The organism is Bacillus sp. ISL-77, assembly GCF_018613105.1.
The window spans coordinates 31365-56218 of record NZ_JAGGQY010000012.1 but is presented as its reverse complement, the minus strand read 5'-3'; the positions used below and the strand labels follow the sequence as shown (position 1 = coordinate 56218).

Genomic DNA, 24854 nt, shown 5'->3' with positions numbered 1-24854 from the left:
TAAACTAACCTGATGAATTTCTAAACCGATGTCTTCACCAACATTAAGACTCATCAATGTAACGGGCAGGTTAGTGCAAAAAAGCCGCTAATGAGACCTATTTATGAAATCAAACTCATCCTTAAGAACAGAGTATTTTGATATAAATAAACTAAAGGAATCCTCCCCTTCCGTTATTTGATTGCAAAGGAGTTTATATAATAATTCAATCAATTATTTTATGTAGCCCATGAAGTGTCTGGAGTGGTTGCTGTTCAAGTATTTTTTGCAGCTCTTGGAGGGATTTGGGCCCATAGAAATGGGGGACATATAAAGAAAACATTGATTCTGTATATGGGTTCAAGTATCTTAATCGGAAGTTTGATTGGGGGATACACTTCACACTTTTTTTCAGAGAAGAGTATCAATGTTATTTATGGATTAGTGGCGTTACTAGCGGGGATACTTATGTTGGTTCCTAAAAAGGAAATTGATACTGATTGGGGCGAAGATTTTAATAAAGGGTTGGCAACAGCCCTTTCCTTTATCGTAGGGCTTGCTTCTGGAGTAGTAGGTGCTGGTGGTTCATTTATTCTTGTTCCTATTATGCTTGTTGTGCTGAAAATCCCTATCCGCATTACAATCGCTACATCCTTAGCTATTACATTTATATCTTCCATCGGAGGCACAATAGGAAAGGTCTCAACAGGGCAAGTACCTTTCCTACCTGCTGTATTAGTGGTAATCGTTAGTCTTATTGCATCCCCTATAGGAGTGCGGCTAGGAAAAAAGTTAAATACAAAAGTTTTGCAAATAGCTTTAGCTACTTTAATTGTCATTACTACCTTTAAAATTTGGTTTGGAATACTTGTTTAATTACCAATAAGGAGTGATCTTAGCAATGTTTCATTATACAGTAGAAACGAATAAATCAATTGATAAGGCTATTTCATCTTTAGAAGAAAAATTCGGCATTTTATGGCAGCTAGATCTTCCTGCAAAGTTGCATGAAAAGGGTGTAGAAAGCTACAACAATCCATACCGAATCTTAGAAGTATGTACCAGTTGAAGCAGGGAAGGTTCTTGAAATAAATGAACTAGTTGGTTATTTTCTACCGTGTAAAATAACAGTTTATGAAAGCAATGGAATAATCAACAATGATGGTTGGTATGATTGATGACCCACAATTAAAAGAGATCGCAGAAAATATCGAAGTTACTTTAGTGAAAGTATTGGATAAAAGTAAGTAAGACATTATTATCATCAGTCTCTAATGGTGGAATATATTTTTCTTCTTTAACTAACGTAGCGATGCTTTTAAAAGGCATCGTCTTTTTTTACGACTAACAAGTCTAGAGTTTCACAAGACAATTATTGGCTTATAACTGACCCCTTTATGATTTTAATAGTGCCAAAAGGTAATAGATAATTAAAAGTTTTTTAACATTTAAATGATATAATAAAAAAATGAAATAAAAACGGGAGGACATAATATGAATACGAATCTTACTCCTATAAACCCAATTGCTTTTGAATTAGGTCCTATTAGTGTCCATTGGTATGGTATTATCATCGGATTAGGGGCAATGTTGGGCTTATATCTTGCGACTCAAGAATGTAAAAAAAGAGGAATTTCACCCGATGTTCTTGTTGATTTAGTTATATTTGCTTTACCTATTGCCATCATTTCAGCCAGGATTTATTACGTCTTATTTGAATGGAGTTATTATAAAAATCATTTAAGTGAAATCCCCGCTATATGGAACGGTGGTATAGCTATTCATGGGGGATTGATTGGAGCAGTTATTACAGCCATCATTTTTACAAATAAAAGAAAAATATCGTTTTGGAAATTAGCTGATATTACAGCACCAAGCATTTTATTAGGACAGGCTATCGGGCGTTGGGGTAACTTTATGAACCAAGAGGCTCACGGAGGCCCTGTTTCACGTACATTTCTTGAAAATTTACACCTTCCTACATTTATTATTAACCAAATGAATATTAATGGTACCTATTATCACCCAACCTTTTTATAGGAATCTTTGTGGAGTTTAACTGGAGTAATTATTTTGATTTCTTTACGGAAAGTTAATCTTCGTCGGGGAGAATTGTATTTAATGTATCTTATCTGGTACTCAATTGGACGTTTCTTTATCGAGGGAATGCGAACAGACAGTTTAATGCTAACTGATCATCTAAGAATCGCTCAAGTCATCTCCATTTTGATTCTCACTGGATGTATATCGCTTCTTCTTTTCAGAAGAATGAAAGGATTTTCTACCAAACGGTATTTAACGGATTAAAAGAGGGATAAAAAATGAAAAACAACGACCAACAGACGCTTGATTCAAAATATATTCAGCAACACTTAGCGAATGAACGCACTTACTTGGCCTGGATACGAACAAGCATTACGATTATTGGCGTTGGTTTTTTAATAACCAACCTTCACTTTTCTTCTATAACTGAAAACATAGCCATTGGAGATAGATTAGCTCAAACAATTGGATTAGCTTCTATATTCGTAGGGATTATGACCTTAATGATGTCAACCATTGGCTATTTTAAAAAAGGGAAAGATATTAATCAACAAACTTTTATATTTCCACGAAATTTAGTTATCTTTTTATCGCTTGTATTGCTGCTTATCTTTCTAATTTTCGGTATTTACTATTTATTTGCTTGGGGATTGATATAATCCGTTAAAGTGTCGCTTTGAATTATTACAGCGGCACTTTTATTTTTGGGGGGGATTATTTTTGATGTCAATTCCAATTTATAATTGGAGAAATTAGAGGAACTATAGTCTTATTTAAGGAATAAATAAAGATTGTGAAGAATTACTTAAACTATAGGGTGCTTTTGTTCAATATACAAATTATAAAAAAAGCCGAAAATATGCAAGTTTTTATTCATTTCTTGGAATTTTCAGCTTTTACATTCAAAAAACATACTGCAATAAACAGCAGTTTTATTGCCAAATACAAGGCCCGTGAAATAGTTAATTTTCATTCTTACTTAAATGTTTAAAAGCTTCTAAAAATCTCTCATAAGTTTGTTTACCATATTGTTCAATGTTGTTTTTGAAAAACAGTTCTATTGTTAATTCCTTTGCCTGTTGTAGGGAACAATTTCGAGAAATCATTACTAAATTGATATAGGAAAGAAAATACTCTTTTCTCAAGGTACTAGCATGATTAACAGTCAAAATACAACCTCCTATAGGGCCGAGTGCTTAACAACAGCACACGCAATCGCAATTTGTTTTTAAGATAGTTAATTGTTGGTTCGGTTTAAATTTCTTAACTAGCTTTTGAAAAAATGTGTCCTTTTGAAAATCTTCCATTTTCCAGGAATTTTGTGCTTTTCTTTCAACTTCCTCTTGGCGTATTTTCATCAATTGATATACCTCATACTCATTAAACATATTGATTTCCTCCTATTAATCAAATAATAATATTGATTTATTAATCAAAAAAAATTGATATAAAGTTTAAAAAAATTAGCAACAGGTTGGTTTAAAGATACAGCAAAGTTCATGGGACAATAAATGATTTAGTTCCTCTTGATTCAGTTCATAATAACTCCAGGTGCCCTTTGTTTCTTTTTTGATAATGTTGGCATCTAATAAAATCTTTAAATGATATGACAATTTTGATTGGGCCATATCCATCATAGGAGCCAGATCGCACACACACATAGAACCATTCTGAGTTAAAATATTCATGATTTGAAGTCTTTTTTTATCAGCAATAGCTTTAAATTTTAGCTCATATTTTTCAAACACTTTATCTAAGGATATATCTTGTAATGGAATTTCTTCTTTCATCTTTATCACCCACTTCATAAATCAAATAATCTTGATACATTCATGATATATCCAATATTTTCATGTGTCAATTGATTAAATCAAAAAAAGTTGATTTAAGTTTATATTTTATTATATTTCTGAGGAGCTAAAATTATACAAATAATAAATCAATTTTTTTTGATAAAGGGGTTGTAATTAGAAAAAATTACTAATATACTGAAACCATAAATCAAAAAAAGTTGATTTATGGATTATAAATCAAAAATATTTGATTTATAAAAAATCATGAGGGAGTTGTTAATAATGAAAATGCATGTTGGAGTCAATGTAACGGATTTAGAAAAGTCAATTGAGTTTTATACTAAAGTATTTAATACGGAGCCTGTAAAGGTTAAACCAGACTATGCCAAGTTTTTACTTGATGATCCTGGACTCAACTTCACTTTAAACTTAAAAGACGCTGTTTCAGGAAACCAGGTAGGGCATTTTGGCTTTCAAGTGGAAAATCAAGAAGAAGTTCTTCAGCATAAAGACCGTTTAGAAAAATTAGGGTTCTTTGCAAGGGAAGAGATGGATGTTACCTGTTGCTATGCTACTCAAGATAAATTTTGGGTGACAGACCCAGACGGGAACGAATGGGAGTTCTTTTATACAAAAGGTGATGTAGAAACTATGATTACGGGACCATCTTGTTGTGCAACTCAACCGACCAGGGAAGAAACAAAAACTTCAACAAGTTGTTAAATCTCTAAGGTTAACATCAACTCCTTGAGCGTTTCTGTATAAGCAGAAACGCTCTGACTGTCGACAAATTCGAAAAAAATCGGATTTATCGATGGTATTTTTTTTGTATAATTAAGATACATATTAGATTTTCATGAGGTGATGAAATGCTAACGAAAAACACACAGATAAATCGGGACCAATTAGAAATGATTACTTTAGACCAGCTTGTACCTGCGAATCATTTGGTTCGTAAAATGGAAGCTGCTATCGATTTTTCATTTATATATTTCACTTGTTCAAGAAATGTACTCTACCGAACGTGGTCGTCCAAGTATTGATCCTGTGGTATTAATTAAGATGGCTTTCATCCAATATACCTTCGGTATTCGCTCCATGCGCAAAACTATAGAAGAGATTGATACAAATCTAGCTTACCGTTGGTTTTTAGGATTTGGATTTCATGATAAAGTACCTCACTTCTCAACTTTCGGGAAAAATTACGAACGACGATTCAAGGATACAGATTTATTTGAACAGATTTTCTATCGTATTTTGAAGGAAGCCGCAGATAAGAAGTTGGTAAGTGGCGAGCACGTATTTATTGATTCGACTCATGTAAAAGCGAGTGCGAATAAGCGTAAATTTGAGAAGAAAGTGGTACGTAAAGAAACGAAAGCGTACCAATCACGTCTTCAAGATGAAATCAATGGTGACCGTGAAGACCATGGAAAGAAACCATTTCCTCCAGATAAATTTGATAAAGAAGAACTGAAAGAAATCAAAGAAAGTACTACTGATCCTGAGAGTGGTTATTACGTGAAGGATGAATGAACAAAGCAATTTGCATACTCATTTCATGCAGCCTCTGATCGTAAGGGTTTTATTTTGGGAGCGATTGTTACGCCTGGGAACATCCATGATAGTGCCATCTTCGAGCCACTACTGGAAAAGGTAATTGAGAACCATGGAAAACCTGAAGCTGGTTGCTGCTGACGCTGGATACAAATCACCTGCTATTGCCCAATATCTATTTGAAAATGATATGACACCTGCTTTACCATATACTCGCCCTCGTACGAAGGAAGGATATATGAAAAAGCATGAATATGTTTATGATGAACATTACGATTGTTATATTTGTCCGCAAGGACAAATACTGAAATATGCAACGACGACGAAAGAAGGCTATCATCAATACTTCTCAAATCCGATTCAATGTAATACTTGCCCATTACTTTCAGAGTGTACGCAAAGTAAGGAACATAAAAAGCTCATTCAGCGTCATGTATGGGAAAAATACTTAGAAGAAGCCGACCATCTTCGTCATACACAAGAGAATAAAAGCATTTACGCAAAACGGAAAGAAACGATTGAACGTGTTTTTGCAGATGCTAAGGAAAAGCATGGTATGCGTTGGACAACCCTAAGGGGCCTAAAAAAATTGTCCATGCAAGCGATGCTTACTTTTGGCATCCATGAATTTGAAGAAGATGGCCAACTGGACATGGAGAAGTCCAGAAATGGTGTAAAAATGTACCTCAGGAGAGGTCCATTTTAAGATATTAAGAGCATAAAAGGGACAAAAGGCATCCGAATGAGTCCATTCGGATGCCTTTTGTCTACACTCTGAGCGTTTCTGTATAAGCAGAAACGCTTTTAATTACTTGATGGAAAAATGTAAAGCACTTATATTTAACTTAATAAATAAACAAAGCTGGTGGTTTGAGTGCAAGATTCAATAGTTATCGATCAAATGGAACAGGATGATTGGGGACAGGTTCGTGAAATCTATTTAGAAGGAATTGCTACTGGTAATGCCACCTTTCAAAAAGAGGCTCCGTCATGGGAAGAATGGGATAGTGGTCATGTGAAGGAGTGTCGTCTTGTTGCACTCTTAGAGGATAAGGTTTTAGGCTGGGCTGCGTTAACCCCAGTTTCAGGGCGATGTGTCTATTCGGGCGTAGCCGAAGTGAGCATTTATGTTAGTCAAAGCAATAATGGAAAGGGGATTGGCAGTAGACTTTTAAATTCATTGATTGAACAAAGCGAACAGAACGGTTTCTGGACGTTACAATCAGGTATATTTCCTGAAAATGTTGCTAGCCTTAAATTACATAGTAAGCATGGTTTTCGGGAGGTTGGTAGACGAGAGCGTATTGGGAAAATGGATGGTGTTTGGCGTGATACTATTTTGTTAGAAAGAAGAAGTAATATCGTTGGAATTAATTAATTCTATTCCAGCGAAAAACATAGGGTTAATTCTATGCTATTGAAGGTGAAATAAATTGCGTATACTAGATTGTTCAACAATTGAAACAACAATAAAATCTTTATCAACTTTACTTAAAACTGATCAAAAGACCGTAAATTTGTTCATTGAGTCGAATAAGTACCGAATAACGAATAACGCTAAAAACACTTATTATGATAATCTTTCTATAGAAAACGTACTAAATTATTTTAATCTACGTGAAAATGAAATAAAAGAGCCTCTTAGACAATATGAAAATGCACAAAGGGTATGGAAAGGAATTGCATTTGAAAATGTTGGGTTTGCTCATATTGGTACTAGTCTTAAGACAACGAACATAAGTAGAGAACCACTAAGTAAAAATGCGCCTTTAAAAGCCCTCTATAATAAGGCAGTAGAATATTTTTTGTTAAGAAAAACAAAACCAGATGTTATTATTATATATTTACCCGGGTTGGAATTTAAGGGACAAGCGAATGGACTTTCACTTGCGTATGATACAAAAATACCCCCTTATTTAATTGTAGTCTCCGATGGTGTAGATGACTATCCATGGGTAGTTGCGCATGAAATAGGACATATTTTGTATTACACCAATAAATTTAATGATAAAGATGATCCCAATCCATATTTAGTTGTGAACTCTAAAGGAGAGGCAATGAGAGATGCTCACGGGAATCTAAAATTTGATAGAACTCATAATAACAACAAAAATAATATTATGTATCCAAGAGGATCTAAATCGTCGATACCTCCTAAAGTTACTTTCGATCAGATGGTTAAAGTTAGTAATAGTTATCTATTGGATAAACGAAAAAGGCTTTGGGATTCAAAGTAAATAATTGGGGTTAAAAAGAAACTCATGAAGGATTATAACAAAGGGGAACTACTACAACAAAGGTAATGCCTTTTCCTTCTTCAACTAAAGGGCAGCATTCCTGTAATGAAGAAATATGAGGTTTGACATAAAAAAGCCCCTTGGTATGATATGAGTGTCCAAAGCTTGCAGGCAAAAAGGACAACAATCACAAATACCAGGAGGCTATTTAAATGAATTATAACCAAAATGAGAAGATTGCTCAAATTACTTCTCAAACATTAATTATAGGTGTTGATATTGCTAAATATAAGCATGTGGCAAGAGCCCAAGACTTTAGAGTTTTCGGCACCCTTTTACTTTGAAAATACAAATTCTAGCTTTAACTGTTTCATAGAGTGGATAGAAGAGGAAAAAGAGATATTAGAAAATAAGATTAAATTTTATTCAGCAACAGGTGCATTGGCAGAACTAGAAGGACTAAAAAAAGCGCTAAACAATAAATAGCTTTTGAACTAAGAAGGGAATTCGCCTTTGAAGGAAATGTTTCTTCAGTAGCCTTTTTCTTCTTCAAGTAACAGGAGAGTTGAACTTAAAATAAGTGTTTCTTGGGTCCGAGGGTAAATCTAAGTTAATCAACAAAAGCTTTTTCTATCCCAGAATCGGAGACGCTGTACGGAGCAAAAAAAAAGAAGCCGGCTAAACCAACTTCTTTCTCACTATTTTTAAACTGTCACATTGCTTATTTAACTGCTGATGCTGTTTTTTCCTTCTTTGCTTCTTTGTCTTGAATTAATTTTAGAAGATCTAGGAAATTATCATCACGTGTATAAATTGCTTTTGCCCCATTATCATCGTATTCATAGAAACCTTTATTTGAACGAATACCATGTTCACTTTTTTCGACCATTTCTTTTAAGAATTTAGGAACTTCTCTTGTATTCGATAAATCCTGCTCGATGTTGTATACCATAGCTTGTGTTGTTTGCAGACCTGCTAAATCCTGACTTTCCATTGGTCCGCAAAAAGCCCATTTAAAGCCCATGCTTCCTCTTACAGCGATATCAATATCTTCTGCCGTACATACTCCCAATTCAATTAAGTTGAAGCATTCCCGTAGAAAAGCTACTTGTATGCGGTTAACGATAAAGCCGGTAATCTCTTTTTTCAGTACCACTGGAGTTTTACCGATTTCTTTCATTAGGTCATAAGTTACTTTTACGACATTTTCATCTGTCTTCTCAAATTTAGCAATTTCTACAATTGGTACAAGTTGTGGAGGGTTAAAGTAATGTGTAATGATAAATCTTCCTGGATGTTTTGCTCTTTGTGTTAATTCTTTTAATGGGAAAGTAGATGTATTAGATGCAATAATCGTTTTTTCAGAGACAATGCTTTCAATAATCTCGTAAGTATCTAATTTTGTCTCAAGCACTTCTGGAATAGATTCTAGAATAAAATCAGTATCCTGGATCGCTTCAAGTAAATCTGTTGTATATTTAATATTATCCAAAGTCTGCTCCATTTTTTCTTGTGACAGCATTCCTTTATTAACCATAATTTTCAAGCTGTTCGTAATCATTTTTTTTGCTGTTTCCAATGATGTCTCGCGTCTAGCTTGAATACGTACAATATATCCTGCTTGTGCTAGTAATTGAGCAACGCCATGACCCATAATACCTGCTCCAAGTACTGTGATGATCTTCATTTAAAAACCCCATTTCGTATTATATTTTCTTCATTTTTCATAATTAGAATAGAAAGTCTATTAAAAATAGGAAGCATCTTGCTATTTATTTTTATAATAGTAACTTCATTGTGAAAGGAATTTATCAGATAGCTTTCTCTTGGTGTTATGTTAATATATAAAGATTAAACAGAAATATTTTTAATTTGCTTCTTCTTGTTTCCAGCCCCTTCAATCGTGTGAATAACAACTGCAGCAACTAGGATAGCTGCAATGGTTACACCAGCTAATATGACAGAAGTATCCATTAAGAGGACAAGAATAATTCCAACAATTGATGCTACTGATGAAAGAATCGTATATGTCGCAAATGTTTCTTTCATTGATAAGCCAAAAAATTCTTTTACCATCCAGAAGCCAGGATCATTTACGTGTGAAGCAAAAGCTGTTCCCGCTCCAGTAGCAAGAGCAACAAGTGCTAAGTTTGCCTCAGGATATGATTCTAGCATTGGAAGCACCAATCCGGCAGTTGATAATGCTGCAACAGTTCCTGAACCTAAACAAATACGGAAAATTACGGCAATAATCCACGAAAGAAGAACTGGAGAAATGGAAACATCAGTAAACAGACTAGCAATATATTCCCCAACTCCGCCATCTATAATAACTTGTTTGAATGCACCACCACCACCAGTAATTAAGATTAGCAAACCAATCGCGTTGATGGATGCCCCTGCAGAGGACGTTAAGTCTTTCATTGGAGTTTTCCTGGCAATTCCCATTGTATACATAGCTAATAATAGTGAGATTAACAAAGCTACTGGAGCGTTTCCGACAAAACGAATAATTACAACTAAAAGATTATCGGCAAATCCCAATTGTTTTTGGAAAATATCTAAAAAAGCTGCTGCAAACATCAATAGAATCGGGAATACCGCTGTTAAGACACTGATTCCAAATCCAGGTGTTTCTTCTAATTTCCATAGTTTTTGATCTCCTATTGCTTCCGCATTGCCTGTTTTTTCAAAAGCACTTGGGATCCACTTTTTGTTGATTTTAGGGAACCAAACTCCCGCAACTACAATTGTGGTATCCCAATAATGATTCCGTATATTAATACCATGGCGAGGTCTGCTCCGTACTCCTGTGTAACGGCAGTGATTCCTGGATGAGGTGGCAAGAAGCTGTGTGCGACAACTAAAGCACCTGCTAACGTAAGGCCAAAGTGTGTAATGGAAATCTTTAGTTCCTTAGAAATCATATAGATGATTGGAACTAATAGAATAAAGGCAACGTCCCAGAATAAAGCAATTCCTACGATAAAGGAAGAAGCAGCAATTGCCCATTGCACATTCCTTCTTCCAAACTTATCGATTAATGTCATTGAAATTCGATAGGCTCCACCTGCATCAGCGGGCCTGTGGGAGAATGTTATGCTGTTCGACCTTTTGCGTTTAATTTGAAGACTTTGATTAAAATAATTAATAGAATAACTCCAAGTGCAACCATTAATAATGGCATTTTCATTGTCCCCCTTTTTTATATAACCCTAAATCTTCCATTAACTTAAAGAATTCCCTTTGTCTTAAACATTCAGAAATAAATATTTTAGATATATGAGAATTTTTCGAATGTTTATATTGTAATAAAAAGCTATTGAAATATCTAATAGAATATAATTTATAAAAAGGCGGTTTTTTAAAAATATTTTTTATAGTTGTAAGTCAATAACGGGATCTATAAGGAGAAAATATTACTGTATTGATTAATAATTCTTATTTAGAAAATCAGAGCCATATTAGGAGGAGAAAACAAGATGGTACAAACAGCAACAAAATTTCTCTTGCGAATTTGCCCTTCTCTTTTTCCACAATAAATATATGCTTAAATTGATCAGTATAGGTGATTCCTTTTGAGCTTACAGATTTAACGTAATTATTAGCTGATTGCAACTTGATCTCTTTCTCTGTGAAGATCTTTTTACTCATAATTAATCCGTCTCCATGTTTAGTTCGCTGAGTTGTATTTCTTTATTATACAAAAATGTACCCTCTAGGTAGACTTTTTTTAAGTACTCTATTAGGGTACATTTTATAGGGAGAACGGCTTTTTTTTTGGAAAAAAATAAATTTGGAAGGATTTAAATAGAAAGATGTCTTTTTGTTTATTCGTGGTTTTATTTTTGATTTCCAACTCCCCTTACCCTTTTTTAATTAAATGTTTTTTAGAACTCACTCAGGACAACGAAGTCTAGTCATTATTCCTATTAAAACATTTCCTTGCACTAGAATTAACATGTATTCATTGGTTTATATATTAATAAAATCTTGAATTTTGGCTCTAGAAGAAAGATTATTTCGATTAGAATTACATGGGGAAAAGATTTAAAATTAAATTAATCAAGATAATATTCCGATATATTTAAATATTAACATTTTTTGACCATAGCACACTGAGTTAAGTTTTGGATGCGATTACATTTGGCTGAGGTATCCGGATCGATGTTAGTTTTTGTGCATTTGATAGTCACGACAAAAAGGAAACAGACCTTTTTCTTTACAAACCAAAAAAGAGATTACAAGGAAAAGAGGAGATTTTAGCATGTCGAGTCGTCGAGTCAATCACAAGCCTATCTTTTGGAAGGGAGAGTAGCCATGTAACAGGTTCTTCACAAGGAATTGGGAAAGCGGTTGCAATTGGTTTATCACAAGCAGGTGCGACTGTATTGGTTACAGGAACCAATCCGGAACGTACGAAGAAAGTCACCGAGGAAGTGGCCCAATTAACAGGGCGGGAACAGACTACTTTATTGGTGATCTATCAAAAGATGAAAACGTTATCTAGATGGTTGAAAAAGCCATACATAAATGGGACAAAATCGACATTCTTGTCAATAATTCCGGCGGAGGCGTGATTCTCCCGTTCCTTGAACAAACACCGGAAACCTTAAAAACAACAATTGACCGCAACCTCTGGACTATGCTGTGGTCATGTTACAGAGTGTTGCCGCATATGGTGAAACAAAATTACGGACGGATTATTAACATAGGGGCAGATTCTGTTCGAAAATGGTTTATGGGACCATGCAGCCTATAATGCTGCAAAGGGCGGGGTCTATGCCATTGTTTCCGGATTAGGAAGAGAATTCGCCAAAAATTTAGAACAGCGGGCGTTACGATTACTGAAAAGAGAAGCCCATGTAGAATACCCGCACTCCACTACTCTTCACAATGTGACGAATGTAAGAATCGTTAATAATGAAGAGGATGCCGTAAAAGTTAGATGCAATTTCTCTACCTACCGTACGAAGCGTGAAGTACTTGACAATTTGTCGTGGTCAACGAATACATCATTGAAAAAGAAAATGGAGAATTAAAGATTCAATCCAAGAAAGTCATTCTCAAATTGGACAGTCTCCGCCCCCACGGAAAAGTAAGTATCATCTTATAATTTGTAGACAAATTTTGGAGCTGACCCACGCTGGATTACCGCGGTGAACCAGTGGGTGTCAGACCCCCTAAAATATTAGGAGGTTTTCGAATGATTCGCTATTAAAAGTTGGGGTATGTTGTGTTAAGCGTGACGGATCTTAATAAATCGTTAGATTAGGAAAACGTAAGTTTGTTGGCGGTCAAGAAGACATGATTTGGGTATGGCTGCAGAAATTGCAAAAGCCAAGAGCCTCGCAACAGAAAAATAACAGTGGAAATTAGTTTAATTTCATTATTCTTTATGGGGTAAGGGAGCCTAAGGTCTTCTAACTTCTTCCTTATTTGGTGCCCAGCAAGCCGTTAATTGCTAGTTGGTTTAAGTCCAACTGCCAAGACTTCTCGGTAGCTGACAGGTAACTGGTGGCTAAGGTTGAATCCCTGTGACAAAGTAACTCTTTGAGAGTGCTTGCAAATTAACAGACAGGTTGTAACCTAAAGTGAATCCTGTCGCCTCGTCAGAAGAAATACGGGTTTTGCCTATCCTATTCCAAGTCAAATTACAGAATTTTCTAGGAGGATTAAAACAACTGTTTCATCAGGTGGGGGGAGAACCAACCTATTTACTTAATTTGCTCGAGTAGAGTCTAATTAGAAGGGAGCATTCATTATGGTAATGGTTTGTAAAGAACATCTCACAAAAGGATTGGAATTACTTCCTGTTCCACATGTAAAAAAAGTGCCTGCCCAAACAAAAAAAACATGTTCCTTTTGTGGCAAACAGGCGGAACTAAAATTATTTCTTCTTCTTAGCGTTAGAGAAAAAATATCATTTAATCTGATTCATTCATAGTAATTTAAGATTTAAGCTTATAGCCTTGTATATAAACTTTCTCACCCAATTTGGTTTGCGCTAAAAAAATGAAAAAAGAATCCACTTCTATTAGAGTTTAAGTAACCACACAAAAACCACACAGAAAGGATTCTTTAACGCAAGTAACTCTTGATCTCAACCGGAAAATTAAATTGTCAAGTGATGGAGGATCTCTTTCCTCCCGATACAGGTGAATTTCTCTTTAGAGAATTCGATGAAAAATCGGATTTTCGAAGACTTTAGGAGAGCACATAAAACTGAATGATTCAAGGGCCTATTAACTTCATTCAGATGAAACCCTTAAATGCCAAAAGATTTATCAAATCATTGCTGGGTATTCCGAAGATGACGCTGCAGATCAATTAACTATAGATCCTGTTTACACACAAATTGTTGGAACACCTACCTTGCTTCCTTAATCGTAACGTTAAGGATAAGAGAAACAATAGAGGAAGAACTTGTTCTTGTTCCCCTCCAATTTTGAAATTAATATTAACAAATTAGCTAATAAGCCCCATTTGTGGCTCTTACGACTATATTCGAAAATATGTGATTTATATCACATAGTCCCGGAATGAAGTGTTTTAAAATAACACCTTGTAAATAGTAATAACTTAAAGGGAGTGTTTAATTTGTTAGATCAAAAAAAATAGAGCTTGTAAAATCAACTGTTCCAGTGTTAGAGAAGAAAAAAATTACAACCCGTTTTTATCAATTAATGTTTGGAGCACACCCTGAACTCCTTAATATATTTAATCATGCAAACCAAAAACAAAGAAAACAGCAAAAGGCACTTGCAAGCGCAGTATATGCTGCAGCCAAATACATCGATAACCTCTCTGCCATTCTTCCTGTTGTGAACCAAATTGCCCACAAACACCGCAGTCTCGGGATTAAACCGGAACATTATCCAATCATCGTAGGAAAATTCTTGCTATTAGCAATCAAGGATGTGCTGGGTTATGCAGCAACAGACGAAATTATCGATGCATGGACAGACGCTTATAAAGAAATTGCCGTTACCTTTATTAATGTAGAAGCTGAATTGTACAAACAAGCGTCTAATCAAAATGGCGGATGGGACGGGTTCTGACCTTTCATCGTTGAGCGGAAAGTAGTGGAAAGCGACCTTATCACCTCTTTTTATTTAAAACCCGAAGATTATAAGGAATTTGTCAGCTTCCAGCCAGGGCAATATATTAGCATAAAGTTAAAAATCGAAGGTGAAAAGTATACACATATTCGTCAATACAGCCTTTCTGATGCTCCGGGAAAAGACTATTATCGAATCAACGTCAAACGTGAGGCGGGAACCACAAATCCTGACGGCCAGGTATCAAATTATCTTCATGACCATGTGGAGGAGGGAGACATTCTTCAAGTAAGTGCACTGCCGGGGACTTTGTCCTGGATTTGGATAAAAAATCACCTGTTGTCCTGTTAAGCGGCGGTGGAGACTAATATTCTGAAGAGTATTTTTTTCAATCAACATCAACATTGGGAAAAATTCTAAGCTCGATAAATTCAACCGCAGAGATAACTATATTGAAGGCTTGCATACAAATTCAACCTATATAACTATAGCATTTGTTTTGTAATGGCTTCTGTTCGTGTCGTCCAAAAATTCTAAGTATCTGCGATAAACCCATTCCAATTTACTATAATAAGTTTTTACCCCAATACCTAGAACATCAATAGTTTTTGAAACTGGCATTTTATTTACCAATAGCTTGATGAATAACGGCAGGATGCCATTTCATTTTTGGTTAAAGGTGGATGTTTTCTTCTGGTCGGCATCATATTTCCCACACTCTTTACACTGCCATCGCTGCGTGCAAGTTTTGCTTTTTTCTCTTTTGTAGAAATAGGAAGGATGTTCAACTGGATTTTTATCTGAATTTACACACGTTTCCTTATGAAATTGGTATTCAGACACAACATCCTTCACAGAATTAATACGGATTCAGTGTTCTACTTCCTGTGCGATGCTCTAATTAGAATAGGGTGTGGTGGCGCAATCGAATGTCATACCTTGATTAGGATATATAGCGTCACAAGTTACATTGAATTGATTTGTGTCCCGCTTTCCGGATGAGCTTGTACCGATAAGGTTTGTTCTTGACCGCAGTAAATCGTGTTTGTAGCTTTCCGAACCACTTGCAAAACGGATTGATACAAAAATTATATTGAATGGTATGTTTAATCCCATTTAATCGAAATGTAACTAGAAGAAACAATGGTTTACTATATTATTAACAGCGTATTCATTGTGTTTATATATAAATAAAATCTTGAATTCGGGCGCTAGAAGAAAGATAATTTCGATTAGAATTACATGGTCAAAAGATTTAAAATTAAATTAATCAAGATAATATTCAATATTTAAATATTAACATTTTAAAATATTGATATTATCTGAAAAATACATTAGACGCTGATTACCTTAGCACGTTGGGTTAACTTTTGGATGCGATTACATTTGGCTGAGGTGCCCGGGTTCGATGCTAGTTTTCGTGCATTTGATAGTCTCGACAAGAAGGAATCAGACCAGCTATTTAGAGTTTTTAAGGCCAGGCGGTTTTGCGACTCCGGATGATAATGAAGCACTTGATCTATGCCAGGAAGGCTTTTTAAATACTAAAGAAGTCGGATGGAATGATATTTCCAAAGGAATGAACAGGGAAATTCTCCAAGCAACGGATGAAGAACAAATGCGTTCCTTTTGGCGTGAATGGGATAAACGGAGGACAGCAGCGGAAAGCAAAAATGAAGAAGCTGGGAAGGTGAAAGTATGAACATAACACGTCAGGAAATTGAGGATCTTTTAGTCCATGAGGCGGAACCTCTTGATGAGTTTAAGCTAAAGGAGTGAGCTACATTATTAGCAAGCAATGGAACGTATGTGATTCCGACCATCGGAAATCCTGATGCGGACTTTAAAAAATTTCTTCGTTCATGATGATCGAGCCCGTCTAGAACAGGGGCGTTACGATTATTGAAAAAAGAGGCCCATGTAGAATATCCACACTCGACCACTCTTCACAATATCACGAATGTAAGAATCGTTAGTAATGAAGGGGATGCCGTAAGGTAAGCTGCATTTACTCAACCTATCCCACAAAACGTGAAGTGCTCGACAATTACGTCGGAGTCAACGAATACATCTTGGTAAAAGAAAAAGAAGAATTAAAGATTCAATCCAAGAAAGTCATCCTAAAGCAAGACAGTCTCCGTCCGCACGGAAAAGTAAGCATTATCTTATAATTTAGGTTGGGTCAGACGCACACTTTTTTAACTCTTTTAAGTGAAGTGGAAAGTTCCATAAACAAATAAGCATTAACATAAAACATGTAAGCATTAACGCTATATTTAGAAAATATTAAAATCAAAACCAAGGAGGAATTATGAATGGTGCAAGTCGAAACTAAAACAGTAGTTGAACCTATCGTAAACCCATTTGATTGTTTACATTATATCGACGGTAAATTTGTTGAATCTGTAAATGGAAAAACGTTTAATAACGTGAACCCTGTAACCGAGGAAGTTTATGGTACAGTTGCAGAAGGAAGCGCGGCAGATATTGATTTAGCTGTTAAAGCTGCTAAACGTGCTTTTGAAGAAGGCCCATGGGGAAAAATGACTGTAAATGAACGTTCAAGAATTATCCGCAAAGTTGGTGACATTCTTGAAGCAAGACAAGAAGAAATCGCACAATTAGAATCATTAGATACTGGTAAGCACCTTAAATTCTCACGTCATGTTGATGCTCCTCGTGCAGCAGCAAACTTCCATTTTTTTGCAGATTACATGATTTCTATAGGAACAGAGGCATACCAAGATGAAACTCACAATGCGCTTAACTACGGATATCGCCGCCCGATTGGAGTAGTTGGATTAATCCAGCCATGGAATCTTCCATTATTCTTATTAACATGGAAATTAGCTCCAGCTTTGGCTGCAGGATGTACAGTAGTGATTAAGCCATCTGAATTAACCCCAATGACTGCAACAAGATTAATGGAAATTCTTAAAGAAGCTGGTGTTCCGGATGGAGTTGTAAACTTGGTTCACGGTTTTGGACCTGGTGCTGGAAGTGCAATCAACAAACACCCTGACATTGCAGGTATCGGTTTTATCGGGCAAGTATCTACAGGTGCTAAAATCATGGCAGAAGCTGCGCCTACACTAAAAAAGCTTTCTTTCGAATTAGGCGGTAAAAACCCTAACATTATATTTGCAGATGTGGATATTGATGAAGTAGTGGCAACAACCATTAGATCAAGTTTTACAAATCAAGGGGAAGTTTGTGTCTGCGGTTCAAGAATCTATGTTGAACGCCAAATTTTTGATGAATTCGTAGAAAGATTTGCATCTAAAACAAGAGAATTAAAAGTTGGCGATCCATTTGATATGAGCAATGATCAAGGCGCATTAGTCGCCAAAGTACACTATGATAAAGTAATGAGCTACCTGAAAATTGCTGAAGAAGAAGGCGGTACTTTCGTTACAGGAGGTAAGCGCCCTGATGGTTTGGATAAAGGATATTTCATAGAACCAACCATCATTACTGGTCTAGATGACAGATCTCGTTGTGTTCGTGAAGAAATCTTTGGACCGGTTGTTACAGTTATTCCATTTGACACAGAAGAAGAAGTGATTGCGGCAGCAAACGATACTCGGATGGGCTTAAGTAACACAATCTGGACTAACGATATCCGTCGTGCACACCGTGTAGCCCAAAAAATTGTATCAGGTGTATCTTACATCAACTGCTGGTTTGTACGTGATCTTAGAACTCCATTCGGAGGTACGAAAGACAGTGGACTAGGTCGTGTTGGCGGTAGTCACAGTTGGGAATTCTACACTGAAATAACTAATATTTGTGTTAAACTTTAATTTTAGTTTTTAACATGGATATGTTGCACGGTTTAAATAAGATATACCGTGCAACTTTTTTGAATGTTTCTCAGCTTATACTAAACAGTGTCAAAATACATTTATAATAGAAAGGATATATTCAATTGACTTGTAAAATTGAAAAGTTTGCTGCTAAATTATTAGAAGCTGAAAAAAGCCGCGTTGGAATTAATCCGCTATCTGTAGTAGATCCAGAAATTACTGTCGATGAGGCATATTATATTCAATTGGAAAATATTAAAAAGAAGCTAGCTGAAGGACAGAAAATTGTTGGCAAAAAAATTGGATTAACCTCTGTTGCTGTACAAAAAATGTTGGGTGTTGATGAGCCTGACTATGGACATCTATTAGACAGCATGGTCGTTGAAAATGGCGGTACTATTTTTTGTGAAACCATGCTTCAGCCGAAAGTAGAAGGTGAAATTGCATTTATTTTAAAGAAAGATTTAAAAGGTCCGAATGTGACTGTTCTTGATGTGCTGCAAGCAACAGATTATGTTGTTCCTGCTTTAGAAATTGTTGATAGTCGGATACAAGATTGGAAAATTAAGCTACCAGACACGGTCGCTGATAATGCTTCATCCGGATTATTTGTATTGGGTGGTAAGCCTACAAAAATTAAAGATATTAATCTGGAATTAATGGGCATGGTACTTTTGCAAAATGGTGAAGTTGCCAATACAGGTGTTGGAGCCGCTGCACTTGGAAATCCGGCAACTTGTGTTGCATGGCTGGCGAATCGTTTAGCAGATTATGATATTACTCTTAAAGCAGGTGAAGTAATCCTTTCGGGTGCACTTTCCGGCATGGTTGTCGTTAATCCGGGCGACAATTTTACAGCAAGATTTGCTTATCTTGGTCAAGTAAGCGTTAACTTTAAATAATTGGCTTAAATAGATACTTAATCTGGATCAAAGGAGGAAAAGGAATGGCAAGTGATATTATTAAACAAATTGCTGATTACTTAGTTGCTGCGGAAGTAGAAAAACGTGAAGTTGTAAAGGTAACTAAGACGTTTAAATCTGATTTAACAGTTGAGGAAGCTTATCAGGCACAGGAACTGCTTGTTCAAAAAAAATTAGACGAGGGCCGAAGAATCATTGGCCCTAAGATGGGATTAACAAGCAAGGCGAAGTGGGAACAAATGGGCGTTACTGAGCCAATTTACGGATATGTGTTTGATTATATGTTGATCGATAACGGTGGTGTTCTTCCATTTTCTGATCTGATCCATCCAAAAGTGGAAGCAGAAATTGCGTTTTTGATTGGAGAAGATATTGAAGGACCTGGAATTACCGGCTCACAAGTGTTAGCTAAAACAGAGTATGTTTTACCTGCACTTGAAATTATTGACAGCCGTTATGAAAATTTTAACTTTACCCACACAGATGTAATTGCTGATAATGCATCTACTTCAAGGGTCGTATTCGGTAATACACTTCGAAAACCAAATGACTTTGAACTTGAATTAGTAGGGGCAACTTTATCGATTAATGGCCAAATTAAAGAATTGGGCGCTGGCGCTGCCGTTTTAGGACATCCTGCCAATGCCATTGCAGTATTGGCAAACATGCTCGCTAGAAAAGGAGATAAAATTAAAAAAGGCGAAATCATTTTATCGGGAGCCTTAACAAGTGCAATATTGTTAAAAGTTGGCGACGTTGTTTCAGGTAAATTTGATGGGCTGGGCGAAGTAACTTTCTCTGTTGGTGAATAAATGAGCAATTTTAAAACATATTACAATAGGAAAATATAATTTATGAAAGGGGAATTATCATGCCACTTATTCAAGTAAATATTATGGAAGGCAGACCACCTGAAAAAATAAAAGCATTAATTGAAAATATTACTGATACTGTTGTTGAAACATTAGTTGCACCAAAAACTAGCGTTCGAGTATTGGTAAATGAAATGCCAAAAACTCATTGGGGAGTTGCCGGTGTACCGGTTTCTGAAAGAAAATAAACGAATAAGCATGAGTCTAGTAACTGTATTCTAGAAAATTGACAAACTATTAGTTGTTTATATAAAGGTAATTTTTCACAACCTTAGATATAAAAAATTAAAACTCCCTATATTTTTTGAAAGGGAGTTCAGACTGTCGACAAATTCGAAAATATTCGGGTTTGTCGATATACCTGAGGTACTGACATCCCCTCAAGGGAGGTTCGCTACACCTCTTCTTGTTTTTCACTCATATCGTTATGATTAGCCATAGTAGAAATAGATTTAAAGGCATACCCATTCATCTTGTTGAATTGGTATTTTTTATATCTGTCTGATTTAATCATTTCATTAACGAATTTTTTAATCATGATAATCCATTGTTTTCAGGTCTATCTTACAGGTGCAAACTCATTATAAAAACATTGCAGACATGGTGAAGGTTTATTTAAAAGATTTTACAAATATGAAATGAACCAAGGGTAAATTGCTTAATTGGTTTCGCATTAAGAGAAAATTTACATTAAAATGAAAAGATTCCTTTGGAAATTTGCTGACAATTGGGGGTTCTAGCATGATAGGAACTCAAGTTATTATCAACCCTGCCGGGATTTCCGGATTCATTCGGCTTGCGGGGGTCCCGCTTCCATTTGTGAGCTACGGCGGTTCATCCTTCATTCAATTAGCGATTGTTACAGGTGTACTGGTTAACGTTTCTATGTTTGTTAATTATGAAAGAAATACAAACAAGATCTGGTAACAATATTTATCATATTCTTTCCTTGTACAGGAAAAATTATTTTTTGCGCCTTTTAAAATATGATTGGGGTGTTAAAGGTGATAGTTAAGATTAATAAGGTGTTAGTGGCCAATAGAGGGGAGATTGCGATTCGAGTTTTTCGGGCATGTACGGAATTAAATATTCGTACAGTAGCGATTTACTCGAAAGAGGACTCGAGTTCTTTTCACCGTTATAAGGCCGATGAATCCTATCTTGTCGGGGTGGGGAAGAAGCCAATTGATGCCTACTTAGATATTGAAGGAATCATTGAGATTGCTAAAGAAAGTGGGGTTGACGCTATTCATCCCGGCTATGGATTTTTATCGGAAAATATTCATTTTGCCAGACGGTGTGAAGAAGAAGGGCTTATTTTTATCGGACCGGAAACTCAGCATCTTGATATGTTTGGGGATAAAGTAAAAGCAAGAAAACAAGCTGAACTTGACCAAATATCTGTGATTCCCGGCAGCGATGGCCCGGTCAACAGCCTGACAGAAGCGATTGCCTTCGGAGAACAGGTTGGTTATCCGGTTATGATTAAGGCAGCTCTTGGCGGCGGCGGCAGGGGTATGAGAATTGTCAGAGATGCCAAAGAAATGCAGGAAGCGTTTGAACGGGCGAAGTCCGAAGCAAAGGCCGCATTTGGTAATGATGAAGTATATATCGAGAAACTAATTGAAAATCCAAAGCATATTGAAGTTCAAATTATTGGGGACAAGCATGGCAACATTATTCATCTTTATGAACGCGATTGTTCGGTTCAAAGGCGCCATCAAAAAGTTGTCGAAGTGGCACCTTGCGTATCAATTTCCACACAATTACGCAAAGATATTTGTGATGCAGCTGTCAAGCTAATGAAAAACGTCGGCTATGTGAATGCAGGTACAGTGGAGTTTCTGGTTGCAGGACAGGAATTTTATTTTATTGAAGTGAATCCGCGAGTACAAGTGGAACATACCATTACAGAAATGATTACAGGGATTGATATTGTTCAGACACAGATTTTGGTTGCGGAGGGGCATGATCTACACGGTGATGTGATTGGTGTACCGGAACAAAGCAAAATTCAATTAAACGGCTATGCGATTCAGTGCCGGGTAACAACAGAAGATCCATTAAATAATTTCATGCCAGATACAGGGAAAATTATGGCTTATCGTTCCGGCGGCGGATTTGGAGTTCGCCTTGATGCCGGTAATGCCTTTACTGGCAGTGTGATTACTCCGTACTATGATTCATTGCTGGTCAAATTATCAACAAGGGCGTTAACGTTTGAAAACGCCGCTGCCAAAATGGTCCGTAATTTGCGTGAATTCAGGATAAGGGGAATTAAGACGAATATTCCTTTTCTTGAGAATGTGGTTAAACATGAAAAGTTTATTAAAGGTGAATATGACACATCCTTTATTGATCAGACACCTGAGCTTTTCCTGTTTCCGGTAAGAAAAGACCGGGGAACCAAAATGCTAAATTATATTGCCAATGTCACCGTCAATGGTTTCCCTGGCATCGAAAAGAAAAAGAAAAAACCTGTTTTTGCTAAGCCAAGAATTCCGATGCTGAAATATGACATGCCAACCACAAACGGTACAAAGCAAATATTGGATGAGAAAGGTGCAGACGGACTCATCCGGTGGGTGAAGGATCAGAAGAAGGTTCTGTTTACGGATACTACCTTTAGGGATGCGCATCAATCATTGTTAGCAACGCGGGTTCGGACAACGGATTTGCTGCATATAGCTGAACCGTCGGCCAAATTACTTTCGGACCTGTTTTCTCTTGAAATGTGGGGAGGAGCAACCTTTGATGTGGCTTATCGATTTTTAAAAGAGGATCCATGGGAACGTTTATTAAGTTTGCGAGAAAAAATACCGAATATTTTATTTCAAATGTTGTTTAGAGGGTCAAATGCGGTCGGTTATAAAAATTATCCGGATAATGTAATAAGGGAATTTGTCGAAAAAGCAGCCTATTCCGGAATTGATGTTTTCAGGATTTTTGACAGCCTTAACTGGGCAAAAGGAATGGAAACGGCCATTGATGCTGTCCGGCAATCAGGGAAAATTGCTGAAGCAACGATTTGCTATACAGGCGATATTTTAGATCCATATAGAACAAAATATAATTTGGATTATTACAAGTCGCTTGCAAAAGAGCTGGAGCAACAAGGTGCCCATATTTTAGCAATAAAGGATATGGCAGGACTGTTGAAGCCTGAGGCTGCTTACCAGCTTGTTTCTGAATTAAAGGAAACCATTGATATACCGATTCATCTTCATAGCCATGATACGAGCGGAAATGGTATTTTTACGTATGCAAGAGCCATTCATGCAGGTGTCGACATTGTCGATGTGGCGTTGAGCTCGATGGCCGGCTTAACATCACAGCCAAGCGCAAACTCTCTTTATTATGCACTTGAAGGAAATGTAAGAAGGCCCGAATTAAATATTAAAGGACTTGAACAGCTTTCCCATTATTGGGAGGATGTTCGTAAATACTACCAAGATTTTGAGAGCGGAATGATCGCTCCTCATACGGAAATTTACCAGCATGAGATGCCCGGCGGGCAATACAGTAATCTTCAGCAGCAGGCAAAGGCGGTTGGACTCGGTGATCGCTGGGATGAGGTTAAAGAAATGTATGCCAGGGTAAACCGTATGTTTGGGGATATTGTCAAGGTTACCCCGTCCTCAAAGGTAGTTGGCGATATGGCTCTGTTTATGGTGCAAAACGATTTAACAGAAGAGGAAGTTATAAAAAGAGGAGATTCGCTTGACTTTCCTGATTCCGTTGTTGAATTGTTCCAAGGTTACCTTGGCCAGCCAAACGGGGGATTTCCAGAGGAGCTTCAAAAGATAATTTTAAAAGGGAGAAAACCATTAGAGGTTCGACCGGGAGAATTGCTTGAAGACGTTGATTTTAAAGCCATCCGGGATGGTTTATTTCATGAACTTGGCCGGCCGGTTACAACTTTTGAGGTTATTGCATATGCATTATATCCTAAAGTTTTTAGTGAATATATTAAATCCGTTGATTTATACGGAGCTTTATCTGTACTTGATACGCCAACTTTCTTATATGGAATGCGCTTAGGTGAAGAAATTGAAGTGGAAATAGAAACCGGTAAAACACTTTTAGTGAAACTTGATTTCGTCGGACATCCGCAGGCGGATGGAACAAGGGTCGTTTATTTCGAACTAAACGGCCAGCCTCGTGAAGTGGTCATAAAGGATGAAAGTATAAAAACCACAGTAACTGCCAGGGTGAAAGCTGATTTGAAAAATGAAAATCATATTTCTGCTTCTATGCCGGGAACAGTAGTGAAAGTGCTCGTTGAGATAGGAGAAAAGGTAGAACGCGGTGACCATTTAATGATTACGGAAGCAATGAAAATGGAAACAACCGTTCAAGCCCCGTTCTCAGGGATTGTCAAGGATATTTATGTATTAAATGGTGATTCGATTCAAACAGGAGATTTATTAATTGAATTTTCGAAGTCATAAGAAACTCACTTTATAACGGAAAAATTAAATCGGCTGCCTTATATGGCAACAAACTGACATGTAAGGTGATTTTCTAATTCCTGTTTTCTATTCTTCTAGTATGCATCGAAAAAGCAAACTTACTGCCGAAAA

General features: G+C 36.4%; 18 protein-coding genes and 10 pseudogenes. 22 read left to right on the top strand and 6 right to left on the bottom strand.

The window, feature by feature from the left end; genetic code table 11:
- Positions 1-204 precede the first annotated feature (204 nt).
- From J7E77_RS04640 to J7E77_RS04625, 4 genes and pseudogenes are all read left to right on the top strand, one after another.
- A pseudogene (locus J7E77_RS04640) lies at positions 205-855 on the top strand (sulfite exporter TauE/SafE family protein); the annotation flags it as partial.
- A 25-nt stretch (positions 856-880) separates the two neighbouring features.
- A pseudogene (locus J7E77_RS04635) lies at positions 881-1230 on the top strand (DUF302 domain-containing protein).
- 243 nt (positions 1231-1473) lie between these two features.
- Positions 1474-2286 (top strand): annotated as a pseudogene (gene lgt, locus J7E77_RS04630) (prolipoprotein diacylglyceryl transferase).
- Between the two features lie 14 nt (positions 2287-2300).
- On the top strand, positions 2301-2681 hold the full coding sequence (locus J7E77_RS04625) for a YidH family protein (RefSeq protein ID WP_214712710.1): 381 nt from the start codon (positions 2301-2303) through the stop codon (positions 2679-2681).
- Between the two features lie 303 nt (positions 2682-2984).
- Here the strand turns inward: J7E77_RS04625 and J7E77_RS04620 are convergent, their stop codons facing one another.
- The 3 genes from J7E77_RS04620 to J7E77_RS04610 all read right to left on the bottom strand — a co-directional run bounded on the left by J7E77_RS04620 (position 2985) and on the right by J7E77_RS04610 (position 3812).
- The gene (locus J7E77_RS04620) at positions 2985-3191 is read right to left on the bottom strand and encodes a hypothetical protein (protein WP_214712709.1); all 207 of its coding nucleotides are present in this window, start codon (positions 3189-3191) and stop codon (positions 2985-2987) included.
- Between the two features lie 27 nt (positions 3192-3218).
- Positions 3219-3410, bottom strand: coding sequence for a hypothetical protein (locus J7E77_RS04615; protein ID WP_214712708.1), 192 nt, complete (start codon positions 3408-3410; stop codon positions 3219-3221).
- 75 nt (positions 3411-3485) lie between these two features.
- Entirely contained in the window at positions 3486-3812 is a 327-nt protein-coding gene (locus J7E77_RS04610; RefSeq protein WP_214712706.1) for an ArsR/SmtB family transcription factor, read from the bottom strand.
- A 282-nt stretch (positions 3813-4094) separates the two neighbouring features.
- Here J7E77_RS04610 and J7E77_RS04605 point away from each other — a divergent pair, with 282 nt between their 5' ends.
- From J7E77_RS04605 to J7E77_RS31080, 5 genes and pseudogenes are all read left to right on the top strand, one after another.
- Positions 4095-4538, top strand: coding sequence for an ArsI/CadI family heavy metal resistance metalloenzyme (locus J7E77_RS04605; RefSeq protein WP_214712771.1), 444 nt, complete (start codon positions 4095-4097; stop codon positions 4536-4538).
- A 146-nt stretch (positions 4539-4684) separates the two neighbouring features.
- Positions 4685-6049 (top strand): annotated as a pseudogene (locus J7E77_RS04600) (IS1182 family transposase).
- A gap of 224 nt (positions 6050-6273) precedes the next feature.
- Positions 6274-6750 carry a GNAT family N-acetyltransferase gene (locus J7E77_RS04595; RefSeq protein WP_214712769.1) on the top strand — a complete coding sequence of 159 codons (477 nt, stop codon included), beginning with the start codon at positions 6274-6276 and terminating at the stop codon, positions 6748-6750.
- 55 nt (positions 6751-6805) lie between these two features.
- Positions 6806-7609 carry a hypothetical protein gene (locus tag J7E77_RS04590; RefSeq protein WP_214712702.1) on the top strand — a complete coding sequence of 268 codons (804 nt, stop codon included), beginning with the start codon at positions 6806-6808 and terminating at the stop codon, positions 7607-7609.
- Between the two features lie 212 nt (positions 7610-7821).
- Positions 7822-8008, top strand: a pseudogene (locus tag J7E77_RS31080) (IS110 family transposase); the annotation flags it as partial.
- A gap of 322 nt (positions 8009-8330) precedes the next feature.
- On the opposite strand, the gene J7E77_RS04585 reads toward J7E77_RS31080, so the two are convergent.
- The 3 genes and pseudogenes from J7E77_RS04585 to J7E77_RS04575 all read right to left on the bottom strand — a co-directional run.
- Complete coding sequence (locus J7E77_RS04585) at positions 8331-9296, bottom strand: 3-hydroxyacyl-CoA dehydrogenase family protein (RefSeq protein ID WP_214712701.1); 966 nt, start codon at positions 9294-9296, stop codon at positions 8331-8333.
- 164 nt (positions 9297-9460) lie between these two features.
- A pseudogene (locus J7E77_RS04580) lies at positions 9461-10796 on the bottom strand (gluconate:H+ symporter).
- Between the two features lie 314 nt (positions 10797-11110).
- Positions 11111-11263, bottom strand: a pseudogene (locus tag J7E77_RS04575) (IS3 family transposase); the annotation flags it as partial.
- A gap of 503 nt (positions 11264-11766) precedes the next feature.
- On the opposite strand from J7E77_RS04575, the gene J7E77_RS31385 reads away from it, so the two are divergent.
- The 13 genes and pseudogenes from J7E77_RS31385 (at position 11767) to pyc (ending at position 24722) form a co-directional block, all read left to right on the top strand.
- Complete coding sequence (locus J7E77_RS31385) at positions 11767-12189, top strand: SDR family NAD(P)-dependent oxidoreductase (protein ID WP_308160404.1); 423 nt, start codon at positions 11767-11769, stop codon at positions 12187-12189.
- Positions 12120-12371 carry an SDR family NAD(P)-dependent oxidoreductase gene (locus tag J7E77_RS30435; protein ID WP_251027993.1) on the top strand — a complete coding sequence of 84 codons (252 nt, stop codon included), beginning with the start codon at positions 12120-12122 and terminating at the stop codon, positions 12369-12371. Before J7E77_RS31385 ends, J7E77_RS30435 begins: the two co-directional genes overlap by 70 nt.
- The gene (locus J7E77_RS31655) at positions 12331-12651 is read left to right on the top strand and encodes an aromatic-ring-hydroxylating dioxygenase subunit beta (RefSeq protein ID WP_374102950.1); all 321 of its coding nucleotides are present in this window, start codon (positions 12331-12333) and stop codon (positions 12649-12651) included. Before J7E77_RS30435 ends, J7E77_RS31655 begins: the two co-directional genes overlap by 41 nt.
- A 220-nt stretch (positions 12652-12871) precedes the next feature.
- Positions 12872-12988 (top strand): hypothetical protein, encoded by a 117-nt coding sequence (locus tag J7E77_RS31650; protein WP_168246131.1) that lies wholly within the window; start codon positions 12872-12874, stop codon positions 12986-12988.
- A 735-nt stretch (positions 12989-13723) separates the two neighbouring features.
- A pseudogene (locus tag J7E77_RS04560) lies at positions 13724-13987 on the top strand (transposase); the annotation flags it as partial.
- A 308-nt stretch (positions 13988-14295) separates the two neighbouring features.
- Positions 14296-15029 (top strand): annotated as a pseudogene (locus J7E77_RS04555) (globin domain-containing protein); the annotation flags it as partial.
- 1049 nt (positions 15030-16078) lie between these two features.
- Entirely contained in the window at positions 16079-16372 is a 294-nt protein-coding gene (locus J7E77_RS04550) for an SRPBCC family protein (RefSeq protein ID WP_214712700.1), read from the top strand.
- Between the two features lie 613 nt (positions 16373-16985).
- Positions 16986-18473 carry an aldehyde dehydrogenase gene (locus J7E77_RS04545; protein WP_214712697.1) on the top strand — a complete coding sequence of 496 codons (1488 nt, stop codon included), beginning with the start codon at positions 16986-16988 and terminating at the stop codon, positions 18471-18473.
- A gap of 125 nt (positions 18474-18598) precedes the next feature.
- Entirely contained in the window at positions 18599-19378 is a 780-nt protein-coding gene (locus J7E77_RS04540) for a 2-keto-4-pentenoate hydratase (protein WP_214712696.1), read from the top strand.
- A 44-nt stretch (positions 19379-19422) separates the two neighbouring features.
- Positions 19423-20211 carry a 2-keto-4-pentenoate hydratase gene (locus tag J7E77_RS04535; RefSeq protein WP_214712695.1) on the top strand — a complete coding sequence of 263 codons (789 nt, stop codon included), beginning with the start codon at positions 19423-19425 and terminating at the stop codon, positions 20209-20211.
- A 59-nt stretch (positions 20212-20270) separates the two neighbouring features.
- Positions 20271-20459 (top strand): 4-oxalocrotonate tautomerase, encoded by a 189-nt coding sequence (locus J7E77_RS04530; RefSeq protein WP_144566435.1) that lies wholly within the window; start codon positions 20271-20273, stop codon positions 20457-20459.
- A gap of 511 nt (positions 20460-20970) precedes the next feature.
- Positions 20971-21198 (top strand): annotated as a pseudogene (locus J7E77_RS04525) (FtsW/RodA/SpoVE family cell cycle protein); the annotation flags it as partial.
- An 80-nt stretch (positions 21199-21278) separates the two neighbouring features.
- A complete protein-coding gene (gene pyc, locus J7E77_RS04520) occupies positions 21279-24722 on the top strand; it encodes a pyruvate carboxylase (protein WP_374102949.1) in 3444 nt (1147 codons plus the stop codon).
- Positions 24723-24854 lie beyond the last annotated feature (132 nt).